Source organism: Vibrio sp. 1167 (genome assembly GCF_033340375.1).
In the GTDB taxonomy this organism is placed as follows: domain Bacteria; phylum Pseudomonadota; class Gammaproteobacteria; order Enterobacterales; family Vibrionaceae; genus Vibrio; species Vibrio alginolyticus.
The window spans coordinates 555,160-572,304 of record NZ_JAWOWK010000003.1; the positions used below are offsets into that span (position 1 = coordinate 555,160).

Sequence of the window (17,145 nt, forward strand, 5' to 3'; positions counted from 1 at the left end):
GGTATATCAGCGAATAACACAATAATTTTCGCTTTCGAGTAAGCGAAAATGGAAAGAGAGTCGTTGCACAGGACGATTAAGCTAACAGGATTATTACTAGGGAAGAAATAGAATCTTCTTTTTCTTCCCCATATGTGTCGCATCGATATTATGCGCTTGCGTAAATAACGCTGCCGCCTTTTATGGTGTCAATGATCTCGCGAGACAACTTCTCTGGCAAAGCAGGGCAACCCCAACTGCGTCCGAGGTATCCATTCTTCTTGATGAAGGAAGGGTTTGCGTAATCGGCACCGTGCACGACAATGTAACGCTCGCGAGCTTTGTCGTTTAATCCAGAGCTTAGCCCATCTAATCGAAGTGAATAGCCATTTGAGCCGTAGTAAGTGGTATCAGTCAAAAAAGTGCCCAATGATGTTTTTCGCGAGTTCACGACATTTGAAAACTGTGTCGCTGTTTTCTTTCCGCTGTTCACGCCGTGAGAAACATACGTATTGTAGATTAGCTTCTTTTTATCTAAATCCACCACATAAAAACGCTTTTCAGTTGATGGTTTACTATAGTCGATGATCGTTAGTACCGACTTCTTTCTATCGGGTGTCTTCTGATAAGCGATGTAAGCGTCACTGAACAACTTAAAGTCTACTATGCCATCTAGCTTGGCTTGTTTAAACACATGTTCAACTTGCTTTGGTCGTAAATGATCCCTGGGTTCGTTATCTGATTGTTTTGCAAAAGCAAAAGGTGATACAGACAACAGCGCACATGTAAATAATATAATTAATTTTTTCATCTTGGCTAAATAAAACTCTATGGTGTTACAAATTTACCGATTGCTTCATGCATTCGTTAAAACAACATGCACATCAATATAATTCTATTCCCAATGTTTCTTATTGCACGCTTAGGTGCTTGATATTGGGTTGACGATAAGTTTTCGAGTTAAAAACTAACTGATTGAAACTTATATAAAATATGAAGTTTAACGATGGTTTCTATAAACTTCGGCGTAAATAATATCTGATATATGTAATTAATAAAACTGTGTTTAAGGATATTTGTGAAGTTGCTAATTTATAAAAACGGCGTTTTATTTTTCGTACTTTAGAAACTCTTTTTATTTCAATGTGTTTTCTTTTTCTACACTTTATCCAATACCTCAAAAGTTTGTGACTTAACTCGTAACAAATCGTAACGCCGAATCGTTATGTGTATAAGTGCATTTATAATGTATGAATAAACAACAGGGTGGTAAGAAAAGGCAGTAAAACAGCGGTGAATCGGTTGTTTTTAATTCACGATTGACAAAGCTAAGTCTAAGTCGTTCAAAAATTGAACTTGTGAATGTATCATTTAAGTGAGGGTGATGAGCTCAACAAAAGTGAAGTGACGCGTGCTACTGTTTATTTTCTAATTTATTCGATTACATAAGGAAGGGTACATAGTAAAAATTGAAAAAATAATTCTATCGTGTGGATTAAAATATATAAATAATAAAACTTCGAAATTAAAAGATAAGAACGCCAGATCTTAATTCATTAAATTTTTGAACATGAAATTAAACTCTATCTATTATGCTTGGTTTGGTTTGGTTTGGTGTGAAAGCGCTCATCTCATTAAGAAAAGCGCTAGAATTTATTTAAGGACGGTTATGACAGCATTTAATAAAGTGTTTATTGTCTCTCCCAATGTTAATGATTTTGCAATGTTGCAAGAGTCGCCATTGGAAATGTCTCTTCAAGTAACGGCAAGCAAACCTATCCAACTCTATGGAGAGTCTGTTAAAGCCAGTTGGAAAAGTATTGATATTGAATGGTTAGACGTTATGGGTGAAAAGCCATTGCCCAGGCCTGATATTGCAGCATGGGGATCTTTTACTCTTGCTGTATCCGCTTCTATTGCGGATAAGCTCGATGTGTTGAGCGAGAATGTCGAATTTTTACCATTAAATCTACAAGGAAAGCCTTGGCGAGCATTAAACATTGTCACTCAAATTGATGCCATTGATACCTCTGCTACCGAGTATAATCTTCGTCATGGTAAGCTAAGTCGTGCAGACCGTTTAAGAAACTCGTTTTGAATAGAGAAGCCGTTAATGAATCTGACTTGTTCAGAGTAAAAGGTGCTGGGCTCAGAACGTTTTGCACGGACAAAAAAGGTGGCTTGTACGATAGCGTCAAAGCGCTGAATTTGACCGGTTTGGATTTCAAGGAAGTGCTGGTTTAAAAACGAATAAATAGTGATTTACTCAACTAAAGTCATAGATATAGGTATGGGGGAACAAAAGCTGAGCATCTATCAATGAAGCTCATATACAGCTAAATACAGCCGCCACAGTTGTGACTGCTGTATGTCTCCCCTTAACTTATGTTCTTGAAACCCTAATTGAGCTGACCATGGACGCATCAAATCGACTGTCGTCATTTGCCGATTGCCACCACAAGCTCAATTGTTCTTTAGTCATTGGTTTGCCAAATAAATAGCCTTGCATATAGTCGCAGCGGTATGCCGATAGCCATTCATGCATCATATTGTGTTCAATACCTTCTGCTGTAACCGTTTTATTTTGGGCATGGCATAGCTCAATAATAGGTTTGATCACATGGCCGTTGTTGGTGTTCATCAATGTAACGAGGAACTCTCGATCAAATTTGATTTTTTGAACCGGATACTGAACGAGCTGAGTTAACGATGTGTAACCAGAACCAAAGTCATCAATTGCAAGACGGTAGCCACGTTTTGATAGCTCATCAAGTAGAGCCGTGCCTTGTTGTTCTGCGGCAAAGGTTTCGGTTATTTCTATCTCAATACATTCTGGTTTAACACTGTGCAGTGTCGCTTGTTCATGGATGTAGTTTGCCATTTCTATCGAGTTTAGCTCTGCTGATGAAAGATTGACCGAAAGAACAATATCCTTACCGAAAATATTCCTTAATTGATGGTATTCCGCCGTTGCATTGGCGAAAACCCAGCGGTCAATTTTATCAAATAATCCGGCTTGCTCTGCAATTGGAATAAACTCCTTTGGAGGGATAGGGCCGATACCTTCGGCTTCCCAGCGCAACAAGACTTCTAACCCCTCAATTTCGTTGCTTCGATTGTTCATATAGGGTTGAAAAACAAGGTGAAACTCTTCCTCTACATTGCTTTTTCGGAGCGCACGTTCAAGTTGACTTCGTCTTTGAGACTCAATATTGAGAGCGGCTGAATAATAGGCGTATTGATTTTTCCCTGCCCGTTTTGCTTGATACATAGCCGCATCGGCACTGGAGAGTAACTTTGCGATGTCAGTACCGTCTTGAGGATATTGTGCAATACCTACGCTTGCCGTAACGGGAAATGAATTACTCCAAGATGAACTGAGATTACTAATCGGTTTTAGCAGCTCTGATGCAAGCAAATCAGGTAAGCGTTTTACCTCTTGATTTGAGCTCAGCAAAATTGCAAATTCGTCACCAGACAACCTGGCGGCAAAGCAGGGGCTGTTGTAATCGTGCGAGAACTTTTGACAGGCATTCTTGATGTGTGATGAGAACACTTTTAATAAGTTATCTCCCAATTCATGCCCGTATTTATCATTCACGTATTTAAAGTTATCAAGATCGACGTAAACAACCCACAGAAACTGCGAAGGGGAGATAAGTTCACGAGTGGCAAGCTCATGAAAACGATGGCGATTGGCGAGTTGCGTCAGGTGATCCGTTTCAGCTAGGCGTTTTGTCTTTTTATAGATGACATTAAGTTCCTCATACATATCAAAAAAGCGTGCAGAGAGGCGTCCTATTTCATCGTTTGTTTCTAGCTTTTCAATATTGTCACGTTGATTAGATTCAAGTTCGTTCAGCTGCTTATCAAGGCGAGAAACAGGGCGCAACACATAGCGGTACAACACCAAAATGATTAATGTGATGGTGAAAAACGCCGCTACGCCAAAGGAGAAAGCAAGTTCTAGCCACACTTTATCGACTTTATTCCACATTAAATATTCGGCAGGAGAAAGCACGGCATAAAAGTGCGGCAGCAGCTCAATGGTTTGAGCGAGAGGAATATCAAGATAAATGGGTTTGTCGGCGAAAGTAATCACGCTGTGTGTGTCAAACTCGATGTCATGCTTAATCTCGTTAAAGGCTTCAAGTGATACGGAAACTACCACAAAAAACACATTTTTCGAGTCAAAGCTCAAAGGGTGAGTCCCCGTTCTTTTGTCGACGACCTCATATTGAAGAAGAATGCTTTGTCCACTGGAGTTATAAATAAAGCCAGTGTGACTGAAAGCCTCTCTGTCATTGAAACTTCGTGATATGTACTCTAATACCTTTGGGTCGACCACGCCCGATGATTCGTAATATTTGTTTTCTGTGTAGTAGAGAAGGTTTTGTTTGCCGTCGAGGATCGCCATGCTCGCATCGCCTTTGTAACCATGGCTTAATACTTCAGCGGTCTCGTCTAATCGATTAAACAAGACTCGCTCACGATAGGGGTTGTTATGATTAACCAAATAGTCTTGTAATACATCACTTTTACTGAGCGTATAGGCATAGCTATTAAGAAAAATATTCGCTTGTCGAAACTGCCCGGCCAGCTTTTCCATCTGCAACTGAATATAGCTGTCTTCCCGCTTGATGAGCGTCACTTTTTGAATGCTATAAATAATATAGCTAGATACTAACGCGCTTAATAAGATCACTGGCGCGACAAGCAAAATGACTCTATTGCTTAACTTCATTATGGTTCTTAGTTTCCGTTTGTGTCCCTACAAACGTCGCGTACCAGGTAAGGTACTGAACGGATGATGTGTTTTGGCAAATTGTAACCAGATTGTAAGGTGAGCGTTCTCCAAAATCAGGCAGCTATCTAAGAATTGTGATGACGTGAAAGGTTTCGAGCTTATTAACTAGAGGTTTTCTCAGTAGTTGGACGTCTCTTTTCCTTCCTCCCTGTATAAAACCTAACCGTAATGACAGGGAAATACCATCATCGAAACGTTTCGATGATAAAGTGTGACTCAAGTGCACTTTTCCTATTCAATGACAATTGAATTACAGATCATTCTCACACCTTATCGATCTCACACTGGTCAAATTGCGATGACGAATTATTATTTCATCGAAACGTTTCGATGAGTTTTCTGTTAATAACGAAAACACTTTAAGACAGGCGCTCATGGTTGTATGAACGTGTAACCGAAAGGTCGATGAGATGAAAAAAAGTACCCTAATTAACTCAGATATTTCTTACTTGGTGGCGACGCTAGGCCACACCGACGAGATCACGATATGTGATGCTGGTCTACCAATCCCAGAGCATGTTCAGCGAATCGATTTGGCGCTAACGCATGGGGTACCAAGTTTTCTTGATACTGTTCGCGTAATTCTATCTGAGTCCCAAATCGAAGGGGTCATCATTGCGGAAGAGTTCTCTGATGCAAGCCCAGTTTTGCATGAAGCGTTGCTCAACGAACTGAGCAAAGAGAGTGAAGAGACGGGCAAATCTATTGAGGTGAGCTACGTGTCACATGAAGCGTTTAAAGCACGCACGGCCCAAAGTCGCGCTATCGTAAGAACCGGCGAATGCTCGCCATATGCGAACGTTATTTTCCAAGCGGGCGTGGTTTTTTAAGCCAGAGATATTGAGGACAGATTATGACTCAAGCCATTCTACAACTAAGCGAAATTGAGAAGGCGTTTCCGGGCGTAAAAGCACTCGACAAAGCAAGCCTGAATGTTTATCCAGGCCGTGTTATGGCGCTGATGGGTGAAAATGGAGCAGGCAAGTCAACGTTAATGAAGGTGTTGACAGGCATTTACCACATGGATGCGGGGAGCATTCAATATCAAGGTCAGCCGGCGGCCTTTAAAGGTCCACGCGATTCACAGGAAGCTGGTATTAGCATTATTCACCAAGAGCTGAACCTGATTCCTGAACTGACGATTGCCGAAAATATTTACTTGGGACGAGAGTTCACCGGCTCCTTAGGGCGTATCCAGTGGGGCAAAATGTATGACGAAGCTGACAAGCTTTTAAAACGTCTCAATGTAAAGCATTCATCAAAAACATTGCTTGGCGATTTAAGCCTTGGTGAACAACAAATGGTGGAAATTGCAAAGGCACTTTCGTTTGAGTCGAAAGTCATCATTATGGATGAGCCAACGGACGCACTGACCGATACCGAAACGGAATCACTGTTTAAAGTGATTAATGAGCTCCGCGAGCAAGGATGCGGCATCGTATACATTTCGCATCGTCTTAAAGAAATCTTTGAAATCTGTGATGATATTACCGTGCTTCGTGATGGTAAGTTTATCGGTGAGTGCAAGGTGTCCGACACTGATGAAGATGGCCTAATTGAAATGATGGTTGGCCGAAAATTAGAAGAGCAATATCCACGTATTGATGTCCAACATGGCGAAACCTGTCTTGAAGTCATTGGTTTGACTGGGTCTGGCGTTCAGGATGTGAGCTTTACTCTCAAGCGCGGTGAGATTCTCGGAATTTCTGGCTTGATGGGCGCAGGCCGCACTGAACTCATGAAAGTCATTTACGGCGCATTACCTAGTGAGCATGGTGTTATCAATCTTGACAACAAAACTATTAACCCGGTTAGCCCGCAAGATGGCTTGGCAAATGGTATCGCTTACATCTCTGAAGATCGCAAAGGCGATGGTTTGGTTTTAGGTCTTTCAGTTAAGGAGAACATGTCACTTTGTTCGCTAAACCAGCTGACCAAAGGCTTCCAGATTCAACACAGCGACGAAGTGATTGCAGTGGAAGATTTTATTAAGTTATTCAACATTAAAACCCCAACGCGAGATCAAATCATCGGCAACTTATCTGGTGGTAACCAGCAAAAAGTTGCGATTGCGAAAGGGTTAATGACGAAACCTAAAGTTCTGATTCTGGATGAGCCAACACGTGGTGTTGATGTCGGAGCAAAAAAAGAGATTTATCAGCTCATCAACAAGTTTAAGGCCGAAGGCATGAGCATCATCTTGGTTTCTTCCGAGATGCCTGAAGTGCTCGGCATGAGCGACCGTATTTTAGTGATGCATGAAGGTCGTATCACTGGCGAATTTGATGCGAAAGACGCCGATCAAGAAAAATTACTCGCCTGTGCCGTAGGCAAAGAGATCAATGAGGAAGCAGCATGAGTACGAATACCATGAGCAAACCAACCGAAACTGGCAACAAGAAGTTGTTCACAAAAGAGTGGCTGATTGAGCAAAAATCACTGATAGCTTTGATCTTTCTGATCGTTGTTGTGTCATTTTTGAACCCGAACTTTTTTACGGTCGACAACATTCTCAACATTCTTCGTCAAACCTCCGTGAATGCCATTATCGCAGTGGGTATGACATTAGTTATTTTAACAGCAGGCATCGACTTAAGTGTTGGTTCGGTATTGGCATTGTGTGGTGCCTTTGCGGCAAGCATGATTGCGCTTGAGGTTCCGGTGCTGGTGGCGGTTCCAACTGCTTTAGTCGCAGGTGCAGCGTTAGGTGCGATCAGCGGTATCATTATTGCGAAGGGTAAGGTGCAGGCATTTATCGCTACGCTGGTTACCATGACGTTACTACGTGGTGTGACCATGGTGTACACCGAAGGTCGTCCAATCTCGACAGGCTTTACTGACACCGCAGATGCGTTCGCATGGTTTGGTACTGGCTACGCGCTAGGCATTCCAGTTCCTGTTTGGTTAATGGTGGTTGTGTTCGCTGCGGCTTGGTATTTACTTAACCACACGCGCTTTGGTCGCTATGTTTACGCACTAGGCGGCAATGAGTCTGCGACTCGCCTATCAGGTATCAATGTAGACCGAGTGAAGATTGGTGTCTACGCCATCTGCGGTATGTTAGCAGCGCTTGCAGGCATTATTGTAACGTCTCGTCTTTCTTCGGCGCAGCCAACAGCGGGTATGGGCTACGAGCTAGACGCTATCGCAGCGGTTGTTCTTGGCGGTACCAGCTTGATGGGCGGTAAAGGCCGTATCATGGGTACCTTGATTGGTGCGCTGATCATCGGTTTCTTGAACAATGCACTTAACCTACTTGATGTTTCTTCTTACTACCAAATGATTGCAAAAGCAGTGGTTATCTTGCTTGCGGTATTGGTAGACAACAAAAACAAGTAATTCATAACAATCTGTATATATAACAGTGAATACAAACCGAGTCAGGGGACGTGTACTGGCTCACCCTACACAAAGGACTAGAACGATGAAAAAACTTGCAACTCTTATCTCTGCTGCACTTCTTTCTTCAACCGTATCGGTAGCGGCGCAAGCTCAAGATACCATGGCGATTGTGGTTTCGACGCTAAACAACCCGTTCTTCGTAACGATGAAAGACGGTGCGGAAGCAAAAGCGAAAGAATTGGGGTACGACTTAATTGTACTGGACTCGCAAAATGACCCAAGTAAAGAACTGTCGAACATCGAGGATTTAAGTATTCGCGGCGTAAAAGCAATTCTTATCAACCCAACGGATTCTGATGCAGTGTCTAATGCAATTCGTATGGCGAACCGTTCTAAGATCCCTGTGTTGACATTAGACCGTGGTGCAAGCCGTGGTGAAGTTGTGAGTCACATCGCTTCGGACAACGTAATTGGTGGTGAAATGGCAGGCCACTACATCATGGAAAAAGTCGGCGAAAAAGCAAAAGTCATTCAACTTGAAGGTATTGCGGGCACATCGGCAGCGCGTGAGCGCGGTGAAGGCTTTATGAATGCCGTGAAGGGCAGCGATATGGATCTTCTTGCTAGCCAACCGGCTGACTTTGACCGCACGAAAGGTCTAAACGTAATGGAAAACCTGCTAGCGGCTAACCCGGATGTACAAGCGGTATTTGCACAGAATGATGAAATGGCGCTAGGTGCACTTCGCGCAGTTCAAGCTTCTGGCAAAGATGTCGTTATCGTTGGTTTTGATGGTACGGAAGACGGCATTGCAGCAGTTAACCGTGGCAAACTAGCGGCAACTATTGCTCAGCAACCAGACCTTATCGGTGCTTTAGGTGTTGAAACGGCTGACAAAGTTTTGAAAGGTGAAGAAGTAGAAGAGTACATCCCAGTACCACTAAAAGTAGTCACTAAGTAAGTTTTAAGTTCAATAAATCATCCTAATTTTTGCTCTCTCCTCCGTTTATATCTGTCGTTTAGGAGGTGAGGGCAAGCTTACCCAAAATACTGCAAAGTGTGGGGTATAGATGCCTTTGGCTTTTTGTCGAGACTCCTTCGTCAGGAAGAGAAGTTAAAGTCATCTAATGTATTTTCCTAAACAGTTTTTAAAAAGGGTTCATTCAGAACCGAGGATAACCGTATGAATAAGTTAGTGGTGTTAGGTAGTGTAAACGCTGACCATGTTCTTCAAGTGCCTTCTTTCCCTCGCCCAGGCGAGACACTGCATGGTCGCAACTATCAAGTTATCCCAGGTGGCAAAGGTGCCAACCAAGCCGTCGCGGCGGCGCGATTAAATGCAGACATCGGTTTTATCGCTTGTGTGGGCGACGACTCATTCGGCATTAACATTCGCGAAAACTTCAAAATGGATGGCATCGATATCACTGGTGTGAAGATGCAGCCAAATTGCCCGACAGGTATCGCGATGATTCAAGTGTCGGACAGTGGGGAGAACAGCATTTGCATTTCAGCTGAAGCGAACGCCAAACTGACAGCAGAAGCGATTGAGCCAGATTTAGAGCGTATTCGCCAAGCAGATTACTTGCTAATGCAATTGGAAACGCCGATGTGCGGCATTGAGAAAGCTGCGCGTGTAGCGAAAGATGCCAAAACCAACGTAATTTTGAATCCTGCGCCAGCTCGTGAATTGTCAGATGAATTACTGTCTTACATTGACGTGATTACGCCAAATGAAACGGAAGCTGAAGTTCTGACAGGTATTACTGTAACAGACAACGAAAGCGCGCAAGAAGCGGCGAATGTGCTACATGGTAAAGGTATAGAAATTGTCATGATCACACTCGGTGCAAAAGGCGTTTGGCTAAGCCAAAACGGTCGAGGCGAAATCATCTCGGGTTTCCGCGTTGAAGCGACGGATACTACCGCAGCGGGCGATACATTTAATGGGGCATTCGTCACTGGTCTCCTAGAAGGTTTACCTTTAGAATCAGCGATTAAGTTTGCACATGCGGCGGCTGCAATTTCTGTGACCCGCTTTGGCGCGCAAACGTCGATTCCAACCCGCGAAGAGATGGACGCGTTTCTCGCTGAACAATAAGGCGCACAACGCCTCATTGAAATAGGAGTAGTAACATGGCGACGATGAAAGACATCGCAAAACTGGCAGGGGTTTCCACTTCAACAGTGAGCCATGTTATTAACAAGACGCGTTTTGTGAGCGAAGAGATCTCTGAACGCGTTAACAATGCCGCAAAAGAGCTTAACTACTACGCGCCCTCTGCGTTGGCGCGTAGCCTCAAAGTCAATCGTACCAAAACCATTGGTATGCTCGTGACAACCTCAACCAACCCATTCTTTGGCGAAGTCGTAAAAGGCGTCGAACGCAGCTGCTACCAAAAAGGCTACAGCCTCATTTTATGTAACACCGAGGGTGATAACGAACGTATGCGTCAATCCATTAATACGCTATTGCAAAAGCGTGTCGATGGTTTGATCTTGATGTGCTCGTCGCTAGAAGGAGAGCGTATCGATGTATTTGAGCGTTACCCAGATATCCCAGTTGTGGTAATGGACTGGGGGCCGATGCTATTTACAAGCGATAAAATCCAAGACAACTCACTTCGTGGCGGTTACTTAGCGGCGAAATACTTAATTGATTGCGGCCATACCGAAATTGGGTGCATCACTGGCCCTTTGATTAAACACCAAGCGCAAATGCGATACGAAGGTTATAAGCGAGCAATGAACGAAGCGGGCTTGGAATTTAATGCCAATTGGATCATTGAATCGGACTTCGAATGTGAGGGTGGGTATCAAGCGTTCAAAAAAATGGCTCAACGTGGCGCATTACCCAGCTCGATTTTCGTCTCTAACGATATGATGGCGATGGGTGTGATTAACGCCGCAAATGAGCTCGGTATTAAAGTGCCGGACGACCTATCCATTATTGGTTACGATGACATCCATATCGCGAAATTTATGTCGCCATCGCTAACTACCATTCATCAGCCTAAGTACCGTTTGGGGCAGGCTGCCGTTGAGACTCTTGTACGAAGACTGGACGACAAATCTAACGACGCTCAAGTCGTTCAACTGGAACCAACATTGGTTGTACGCAACAGTGTGACGAATTTCTCTTAATTAAAAACAAACGCATGGTTAACAAATTTAGTGCATATAATTTATAAAAAATGGGCTAAAAAATAAATAAGCATGCAAAACAGATGTTCTAATTTATTAACTCAACATTTGAAAAGTGTGATTTTTTGCGAGTAACTCGAAAGATTTCGTGTCGATAGTGCTTAAAAAGCTTATTATTAATAAAGCCTATAATTAGATTTATAAATTATTGAGATGAATGGAAAATCTTTATGTTAGTTAAGAGATATGCACAGTATTCAGTAAAGAGGCCGTGGTTTCACCGTTTCAATATTTCACTAGTATTAACGGTGTTTGTCGTGAGTGTTTATGAACTACTTGCGAATGAAGAGTATGTATACTTGGCTGGCGTGGTGTTTACATTTGCTTCGACTTTACTGTTCGCGTCAGCATCGACGTTCAAAAAGCGCTACCTAGGACACGAGTCCTAGTTCATTTGGAATGAATAATTGAGATAAATAGGTACTTTCAAGTAAGTAATGAATCTGATTTATGATCGAGTGCATCAAGAGGAGGACAAATGTCCTCCTTTTTGTTGGATATCACGTTCTAATATAGGCGTATTCCAAACAAAATAATAAAGGACATGTTATGGACCTCTTTGCCTTACTCGATATTAATAATACTCTCTTTAACATTCCGATCGGCGACGGCTACGCAATGAGTTGGATCGAAGCTTTCGGTACCGTTTTTGGACTGCTTTGCATTTGGTTTGCCAGCCAAGAAAAAACCATCAACTACTTATTCGGTTTGCTGAATGTCACGCTTTTTGCCGTTATCTTTTTTCAAATTCAGTTATACGGATTATTGCTTCTTCAATTGTTTTTCTTCTGTGCGAACATTTACGGCTGGTATGCGTGGACCCGTCCAAACGCACAAGGTGAAACGCTGGAAGTTCGCTGGTTAAATAAACAGAAACTTATTACTACTGCCTCTATTAGCGTTGCATGTATCGCATTATTAACGATCTATATCGACCCATTTTTCTTTGCGCTAGCAAACATTGCTGTTGATAGCTTGAATCTCTTTGGTGCTGGCTTGGCTGAACCGGTGCTTGAACCTGACGCGTTCCCGTTCTGGGATGCAACCATGACAGTACTGTCTGTTGTTGCACAAATTCTGATGACACGTAAATACGTCGAAAACTGGATTCTATGGGTTGTGATTAACATTATCAGTGTGGGTATCTACGCGACGCAAGGTGTTTACGCAATGTCTGTTCAGTACGCGATTCTTATGTTCATCGCTGCCAATGGCACGCGTGAGTGGGCTCGTAGCGCTAAGCGCAATGGCGATAAAACCTTAGCGCACGCTGCTGTGTAAGGAACGAAAAATGGCCAAACAACCTCATATCGGAGTGGATGAAACACAAATCTCTCCTCTCGTTATTGTATGCGGCGAGCCAGATCGAGCGAATCGTATCGCGGCATTATTTGATGATGCAGAAATGGTGTCGGAAAACCGCGAGTACCGTGTGTTTACCGGCAACTACAAAGGCAAGCCTGTTTCAGTGTGTAGTACAGGTATAGGTGCGCCATCGATGATCATCGCAGTGGAAGAGCTAAAACAGTGCGGTGTGACTCATGTGGTACGTGTTGGATCTGCGGGGGCAATGCAATCAGGCATTCACCTTGGCGAGTTGATCATTGCCGAAGGCGCGGTAAGAGATGAGGGCGGCTCTAAAGCGTATGTCGATTCGTCTTATCCAGCCTACGCAAGCTTTTCACTGTTAAAGGAAGTTGAGCGTTACTTGTCGATGCAAAAAGTGCATTATCATTTTGGTGTGGTGCGTTCTCACGACAGTTTCTATACCGATGACGAAGATGCAATATGCCAACATTGGAACAAGAAAGGCATCTTAGGTGCCGATATGGAAACCTCTGCGCTGTTTACGGTCGGTCGACTACGAGGCCTTCATGTGGCTTCGATATTAAACAACGTGGTGCTGTATCAACAAGATGTGAAAGAAGGTGTTGGTCAGTACGTTGATGAAGCCAAAGTAATGATGCAAGGTGAGAAGAGTGCCGCGATTACGGCATTAGAAGCCTTGGTTGCTCAGCGTTAGCCAGTCTCTATCTCAGTAAGTCACATAAACAGAATAGATGTAAAGCGACAGGTCACTGTCGCTTTTTTATTTGGAGTTACGGGGTACAATCCACCTTAAATAGTTGTCCGTAACTTTTTCTGAGAGAGCAGAAAATGAAAATCAGCCCTTATCCGACTGGTCGCTTCAAAACATACCTTGAAGAAAAGAGTGCCACCTTTCGCGATTTGATTTATCAATGCCAAATAAATTCGCGTTTCTTTGATGCTGGGGAAGCAATTCTCCGCCAAGGTGAGCAACTTCAGTACTTGTATGTTGTGCCAGTAGGTCGAGTCTCGATGAACATATTGGCCGCAAATGGACGACGTTTTCAATTAGGGGAAGCTAACTGCGACTATCATATTTATGGTGAAATGGAGTTCTTCACTCGGACTCCTTGTCAATGGAATGTGATAGCAGATGAACATATGCAGGTTGATGTTATCTGTATCCAAAAACTAACCGAAGCGCTGCAAAATTATCCCCAAATGATGGTGTTCTTCGCTTCAGCATTGGCTGAGGATTATCAAGACTCCATGGATATCTACACTAATCGTTTGTTGCATCCCATTACTTACAACATTGCCTATGATCTTCTCGTCCGTAATCAGACGGATAAGCTCCTTGGTGGCTTTGATAAAGTGAACCAAGAGGCTGAGCGGTTTGGCACCTCAGGCCGAGTCTATCGACGTGCAGTTAAGGACTTGATTGAAAAGGGATTGATTACAAAAACGGACAACGGTTTGGAGATTATTGATGAGCTGGCACTCAAAGCGTTTATTGAAGCGCATGAATGATACGCCCAGGTATTGAAACTGATGGGTTTTATAAGTCTTTGATATATCTAAGTCTTGAGTAAACGTAACTAATGTAAAGTACCTTAAATTTTGTTGAATGCATTAAAGAGTAGCGTTATATTGCGAACGCGTATGATAATAGATCTCATTAAGGCTTAACAAAATGAAAAAATTCGTCGGTGCGGCTATGCTGTCGTTATTTACTGTTTCTCCTTCTTTCGCTGCTAAAGTTGTGATTGACCACTACATGGGTCAAACAGAGCTAGAACAATCCCCAGAGCGTGTGGTTGTGATTGGCTTTGGCCCGCTAGATGCGCTGGACAACTTTGGTATCGATCCCGTTGCAGTATCTAACTCTTCTAATCTTCCTAGTTACCTTTCAAAATACAGCAAAGATAACTACACCTCTGCGGGTAGTTTGTTTGAACCTGATTTTGAAACCATCTACATGCAAAAACCGGATTTGATTTTGGTTGGTCCGCGAGCGTCTGCGAAATATGAAGAGCTGAGTGAAATTGCCCCTACAGTTGTTTTCGCGGCGAAAGAAAACCAAGGCTATTGGGAAGGCACGCAAGCGCAATGGCGCAATATTGGTAAGATCTTCAATATCGAAGAAAAAGTAGAGCAGAAAATTGAAGCGTTAGATACTCAATTCAAAGCAATCCGCGACTACAACCAATCGAACAAAAATGATGCATTAACGATTTTAAGCATGGGTGACAACATCAGCGCGTTTGGTGCCCAGTCGCGATTTGGCGTCATTTATAACGACTTTGGCTTCTTGGAAACGGTTGAGCACGTGAAAACGGGCACTCACGGAGATGTCATTTCTTATGAGTTTATTCGTGAAGCTAACCCGAAAAATATTCTCGTGGTTGACCGTAATTCTCTGACAGGTACGCCGGATAACGATATTCGTAAATCCATGGATAACGACTTAGTCAAAGCGACCGCAGCATATAAAAATCACAAAATCACTTATTTAGATGTGGACGCGTGGTATTTGTCGATGTCTGGTGTGACAGCAACAGAAAAAATGGTCAGTGAGATAAAGCAAACCGTTGAACTGTAATCCAAGATAGCAGAGGTTAACTTTGAAGAAGTTATTGCTAACCCTTGTGGTTTTAAGCACGGTTTCGTTATTTGTTGGGGTGGCAAACATGACGCCCCAACAACTCTTTTCAGGTGATGAGAAAGCATTAGAGCTTTTCTTTACCAGCCGTATACCACGTTTATTTGCCATACTGCTTGCTGGTGCTGGCTTGAGTATTGCGGGTCTTGTCATGCAGCAAATCAGCCAGAACCGATTTGCGGCACCTTCTACAACTGGTACGATCGAATGTGCCATGTTGGGCTACGTACTGAGCGTGGTTTTCTTTGGTAATGATAATCACCTTTGGCTCGTATTTGGCATCTCGGTATTTGGGACGCTAGCGTTTGTTTTCTTTATTCAGCGCATTCAATTTAAGAGCGTGGTTTTTGTGCCTCTTGTCGGGATTATTTTCGGCAATGTCATCCAATCCATGACTACGTTTATCGCGTACAAATATGATGCACTTCAAAGTCTGAATGCTTGGACAGTCGCAAACTTCGCTAACATCTTGCGTGGTGATTTTGAACTGCTGTACATCGCGGTACCAATGGTTATCCTCAGCTATCTTTTTGCCGCAAGGATCTCTGCCGTAGGTATCGGAAAAGATTTCGCGATTAACTTGGGTTTGAATTATCAGCAGGTTGTGACGATTGGCGTGCTATTGGTGTCCATCATGTCAGCAAGTGTCGTGATGATTGTTGGCCAGTTGCCATTCTTAGGGCTGATTGTGCCGAATCTCGTGAGTCACTTTTATGGCGATAATCTCAAAAAGAACATTCCGCTTACGGCCATGTATGGGGCGATTTTAGTGTTGTGTTGCGACTTGGTGAGTCGTTTAATTATTTTCCCTCATGAAATGCCAATCTCTATCGTGATCAGCATATTGGGTGGCGTGGTATTCATCGCTATGTTGTTGCGAGGTAAGCAACATGCGTGATTCAACGAAAATCCTGCTGCTAGGTGGCATTGCGATTCTTTTCGCGTGTCTGTTTATTGGTATTGGGCTAACGGCTGACAACTACCAATATTTTTTGTCTCGTAGAGTTCCTAAAGTATTGGCGATAGTGCTAGCGGGTGTGGCCATTGCTCAGTCTTCACTTGTATTTCAAACCATTACGCACAACCGAATTTTGACGCCAAGTATCATGGGTTTTGATGCGCTGTATGTGTTAACCCAAATTTTGATCGTGTTGATTTTTGGTGGGTTGAGTACCTTAGTTCTTAACTTGTACGTCAATTTCGCGATTGCAGTCATTGTAATGGTGTCGTTTTCGCTACTGCTGTTTGGGTTTTACTTTTCAAAAGGCAGCAAGAACCTGATTACGTTGCTATTGGTCGGCTTGATCTTTGGTCAGCTATTTTCCAATGCGGCGTCATTCTTTTCTTTGCTGATGGACCCAAACACATATGCAATTGTTCAGTCGAAACTGTACGCCAGTTTCAATAATGTCAAAGTGAACTTGGTTTACTTTAGTGCTCCGGCTTTGATGTTTGCATGTTGGTTGTTGTTTAGGATGCATCGCACTTTAGATGTGTTTTGGCTCGACCAAGACAATGCGAAAAGTTTGGGTGTTGATGTACCTAAAGTGACGAGAAATGTGTTTATTATCTCGGCGGTTTTGATTGCTATTTCTACGGCTTTGGTAGGGCCAATCATGTTCTTTGGTTTACTAGTGACCAACTTAAGCCGAGAAATGTTCCGAAGTTACCAACATAAAACGCTATTGGTCGGATGTTCGTTTCTATCCATCAGTTCACTACTTGCTGGGCAATGGATAATCGAAAACGTGTTCAGTTTTGAGACGACGTTGAGTGTCGTAATTAACTTTATCGGCGGTGCGTATTTCTTATACCTGCTGCTGAAAAACAAAGTTGTATAAAT

General features: G+C 43.0%; 17 protein-coding genes. 15 read left to right on the plus strand and 2 right to left on the minus strand.

Features of this window, described 5'->3' with window-relative positions:
• Positions 1-148 precede the first annotated feature (148 nt).
• Positions 149-790 (minus strand): murein L,D-transpeptidase catalytic domain family protein, encoded by a 642-nt coding sequence (locus R7Z78_RS09215; RefSeq protein WP_017633652.1) that lies wholly within the window; start codon positions 788-790, stop codon positions 149-151.
• Positions 791-1,648: 858 nt separating this feature from the next.
• On the opposite strand from R7Z78_RS09215, the gene R7Z78_RS09220 reads away from it, so the two are divergent.
• Both R7Z78_RS09220 and R7Z78_RS25030 read left to right on the plus strand, forming a co-directional pair.
• Positions 1,649-2,077 carry a hypothetical protein gene (locus tag R7Z78_RS09220; protein ID WP_225452372.1) on the plus strand — a complete coding sequence of 143 codons (429 nt, stop codon included), beginning with the start codon at positions 1,649-1,651 and terminating at the stop codon, positions 2,075-2,077.
• Positions 2,078-2,103: 26 nt separating this feature from the next.
• On the plus strand, positions 2,104-2,223 hold the full coding sequence (locus R7Z78_RS25030; RefSeq protein WP_392392183.1) for a hypothetical protein: 120 nt from the start codon (positions 2,104-2,106) through the stop codon (positions 2,221-2,223).
• 139 nt (positions 2,224-2,362) lie between these two features.
• On the opposite strand, the gene R7Z78_RS09225 is transcribed toward R7Z78_RS25030, so the two are convergent.
• Positions 2,363-4,723 carry an EAL domain-containing protein gene (locus R7Z78_RS09225; protein ID WP_053307610.1) on the minus strand — a complete coding sequence of 787 codons (2,361 nt, stop codon included), beginning with the start codon at positions 4,721-4,723 and terminating at the stop codon, positions 2,363-2,365.
• Positions 4,724-5,196: 473 nt separating this feature from the next.
• Here R7Z78_RS09225 and rbsD point away from each other — a divergent pair, with 473 nt between their 5' ends.
• From rbsD to vctG, 13 genes are all read left to right on the plus strand, one after another.
• Positions 5,197-5,616 (plus strand): D-ribose pyranase, encoded by a 420-nt coding sequence (rbsD, locus tag R7Z78_RS09230; RefSeq protein WP_005382620.1) that lies wholly within the window; start codon positions 5,197-5,199, stop codon positions 5,614-5,616.
• 23 nt (positions 5,617-5,639) lie between these two features.
• Positions 5,640-7,145, plus strand: coding sequence for a ribose ABC transporter ATP-binding protein RbsA (gene rbsA, locus R7Z78_RS09235; RefSeq protein WP_005373147.1), 1,506 nt, complete (start codon positions 5,640-5,642; stop codon positions 7,143-7,145).
• Entirely contained in the window at positions 7,142-8,125 is a 984-nt protein-coding gene (rbsC, locus tag R7Z78_RS09240; protein ID WP_005382618.1) for a ribose ABC transporter permease, read from the plus strand. Before rbsA ends, rbsC begins: the two co-directional genes overlap by 4 nt.
• 85 nt (positions 8,126-8,210) lie before the next feature.
• Complete coding sequence (gene rbsB, locus R7Z78_RS09245) at positions 8,211-9,089, plus strand: ribose ABC transporter substrate-binding protein RbsB (protein ID WP_005373143.1); 879 nt, start codon at positions 8,211-8,213, stop codon at positions 9,087-9,089.
• A 222-nt stretch (positions 9,090-9,311) separates the two neighbouring features.
• On the plus strand, positions 9,312-10,229 hold the full coding sequence (rbsK, locus tag R7Z78_RS09250) for a ribokinase (protein WP_104976158.1): 918 nt from the start codon (positions 9,312-9,314) through the stop codon (positions 10,227-10,229).
• A 35-nt stretch (positions 10,230-10,264) separates the two neighbouring features.
• Positions 10,265-11,272: a substrate-binding domain-containing protein gene (locus R7Z78_RS09255; protein ID WP_064354714.1), complete on the plus strand. Its 1,008-nt coding sequence runs from the start codon at positions 10,265-10,267 to the stop codon at positions 11,270-11,272.
• A 230-nt stretch (positions 11,273-11,502) separates the two neighbouring features.
• Positions 11,503-11,721 (plus strand): hypothetical protein, encoded by a 219-nt coding sequence (locus tag R7Z78_RS09260; protein ID WP_005499106.1) that lies wholly within the window; start codon positions 11,503-11,505, stop codon positions 11,719-11,721.
• Between the two features lie 160 nt (positions 11,722-11,881).
• Positions 11,882-12,613: a nicotinamide riboside transporter PnuC gene (gene pnuC / locus R7Z78_RS09265; protein WP_104976157.1), complete on the plus strand. Its 732-nt coding sequence runs from the start codon at positions 11,882-11,884 to the stop codon at positions 12,611-12,613.
• A 10-nt stretch (positions 12,614-12,623) separates the two neighbouring features.
• Complete coding sequence (locus R7Z78_RS09270; RefSeq protein WP_064354716.1) at positions 12,624-13,355, plus strand: nucleoside phosphorylase; 732 nt, start codon at positions 12,624-12,626, stop codon at positions 13,353-13,355.
• 134 nt (positions 13,356-13,489) lie between these two features.
• Positions 13,490-14,170 carry a Crp/Fnr family transcriptional regulator gene (locus R7Z78_RS09275; RefSeq protein WP_104976156.1) on the plus strand — a complete coding sequence of 227 codons (681 nt, stop codon included), beginning with the start codon at positions 13,490-13,492 and terminating at the stop codon, positions 14,168-14,170.
• A 163-nt stretch (positions 14,171-14,333) separates the two neighbouring features.
• On the plus strand, positions 14,334-15,242 hold the full coding sequence (locus R7Z78_RS09280) for a siderophore ABC transporter substrate-binding protein (protein WP_065275234.1): 909 nt from the start codon (positions 14,334-14,336) through the stop codon (positions 15,240-15,242).
• Between the two features lie 22 nt (positions 15,243-15,264).
• Positions 15,265-16,200: an iron chelate uptake ABC transporter permease subunit VctD gene (gene vctD, locus R7Z78_RS09285; RefSeq protein WP_017820306.1), complete on the plus strand. Its 936-nt coding sequence runs from the start codon at positions 15,265-15,267 to the stop codon at positions 16,198-16,200.
• A complete protein-coding gene (vctG, locus tag R7Z78_RS09290) occupies positions 16,193-17,143 on the plus strand; it encodes an iron chelate uptake ABC transporter permease subunit VctG (RefSeq protein ID WP_005376631.1) in 951 nt (316 codons plus the stop codon). Before vctD ends, vctG begins: the two co-directional genes overlap by 8 nt.
• Positions 17,144-17,145 lie beyond the last annotated feature (2 nt).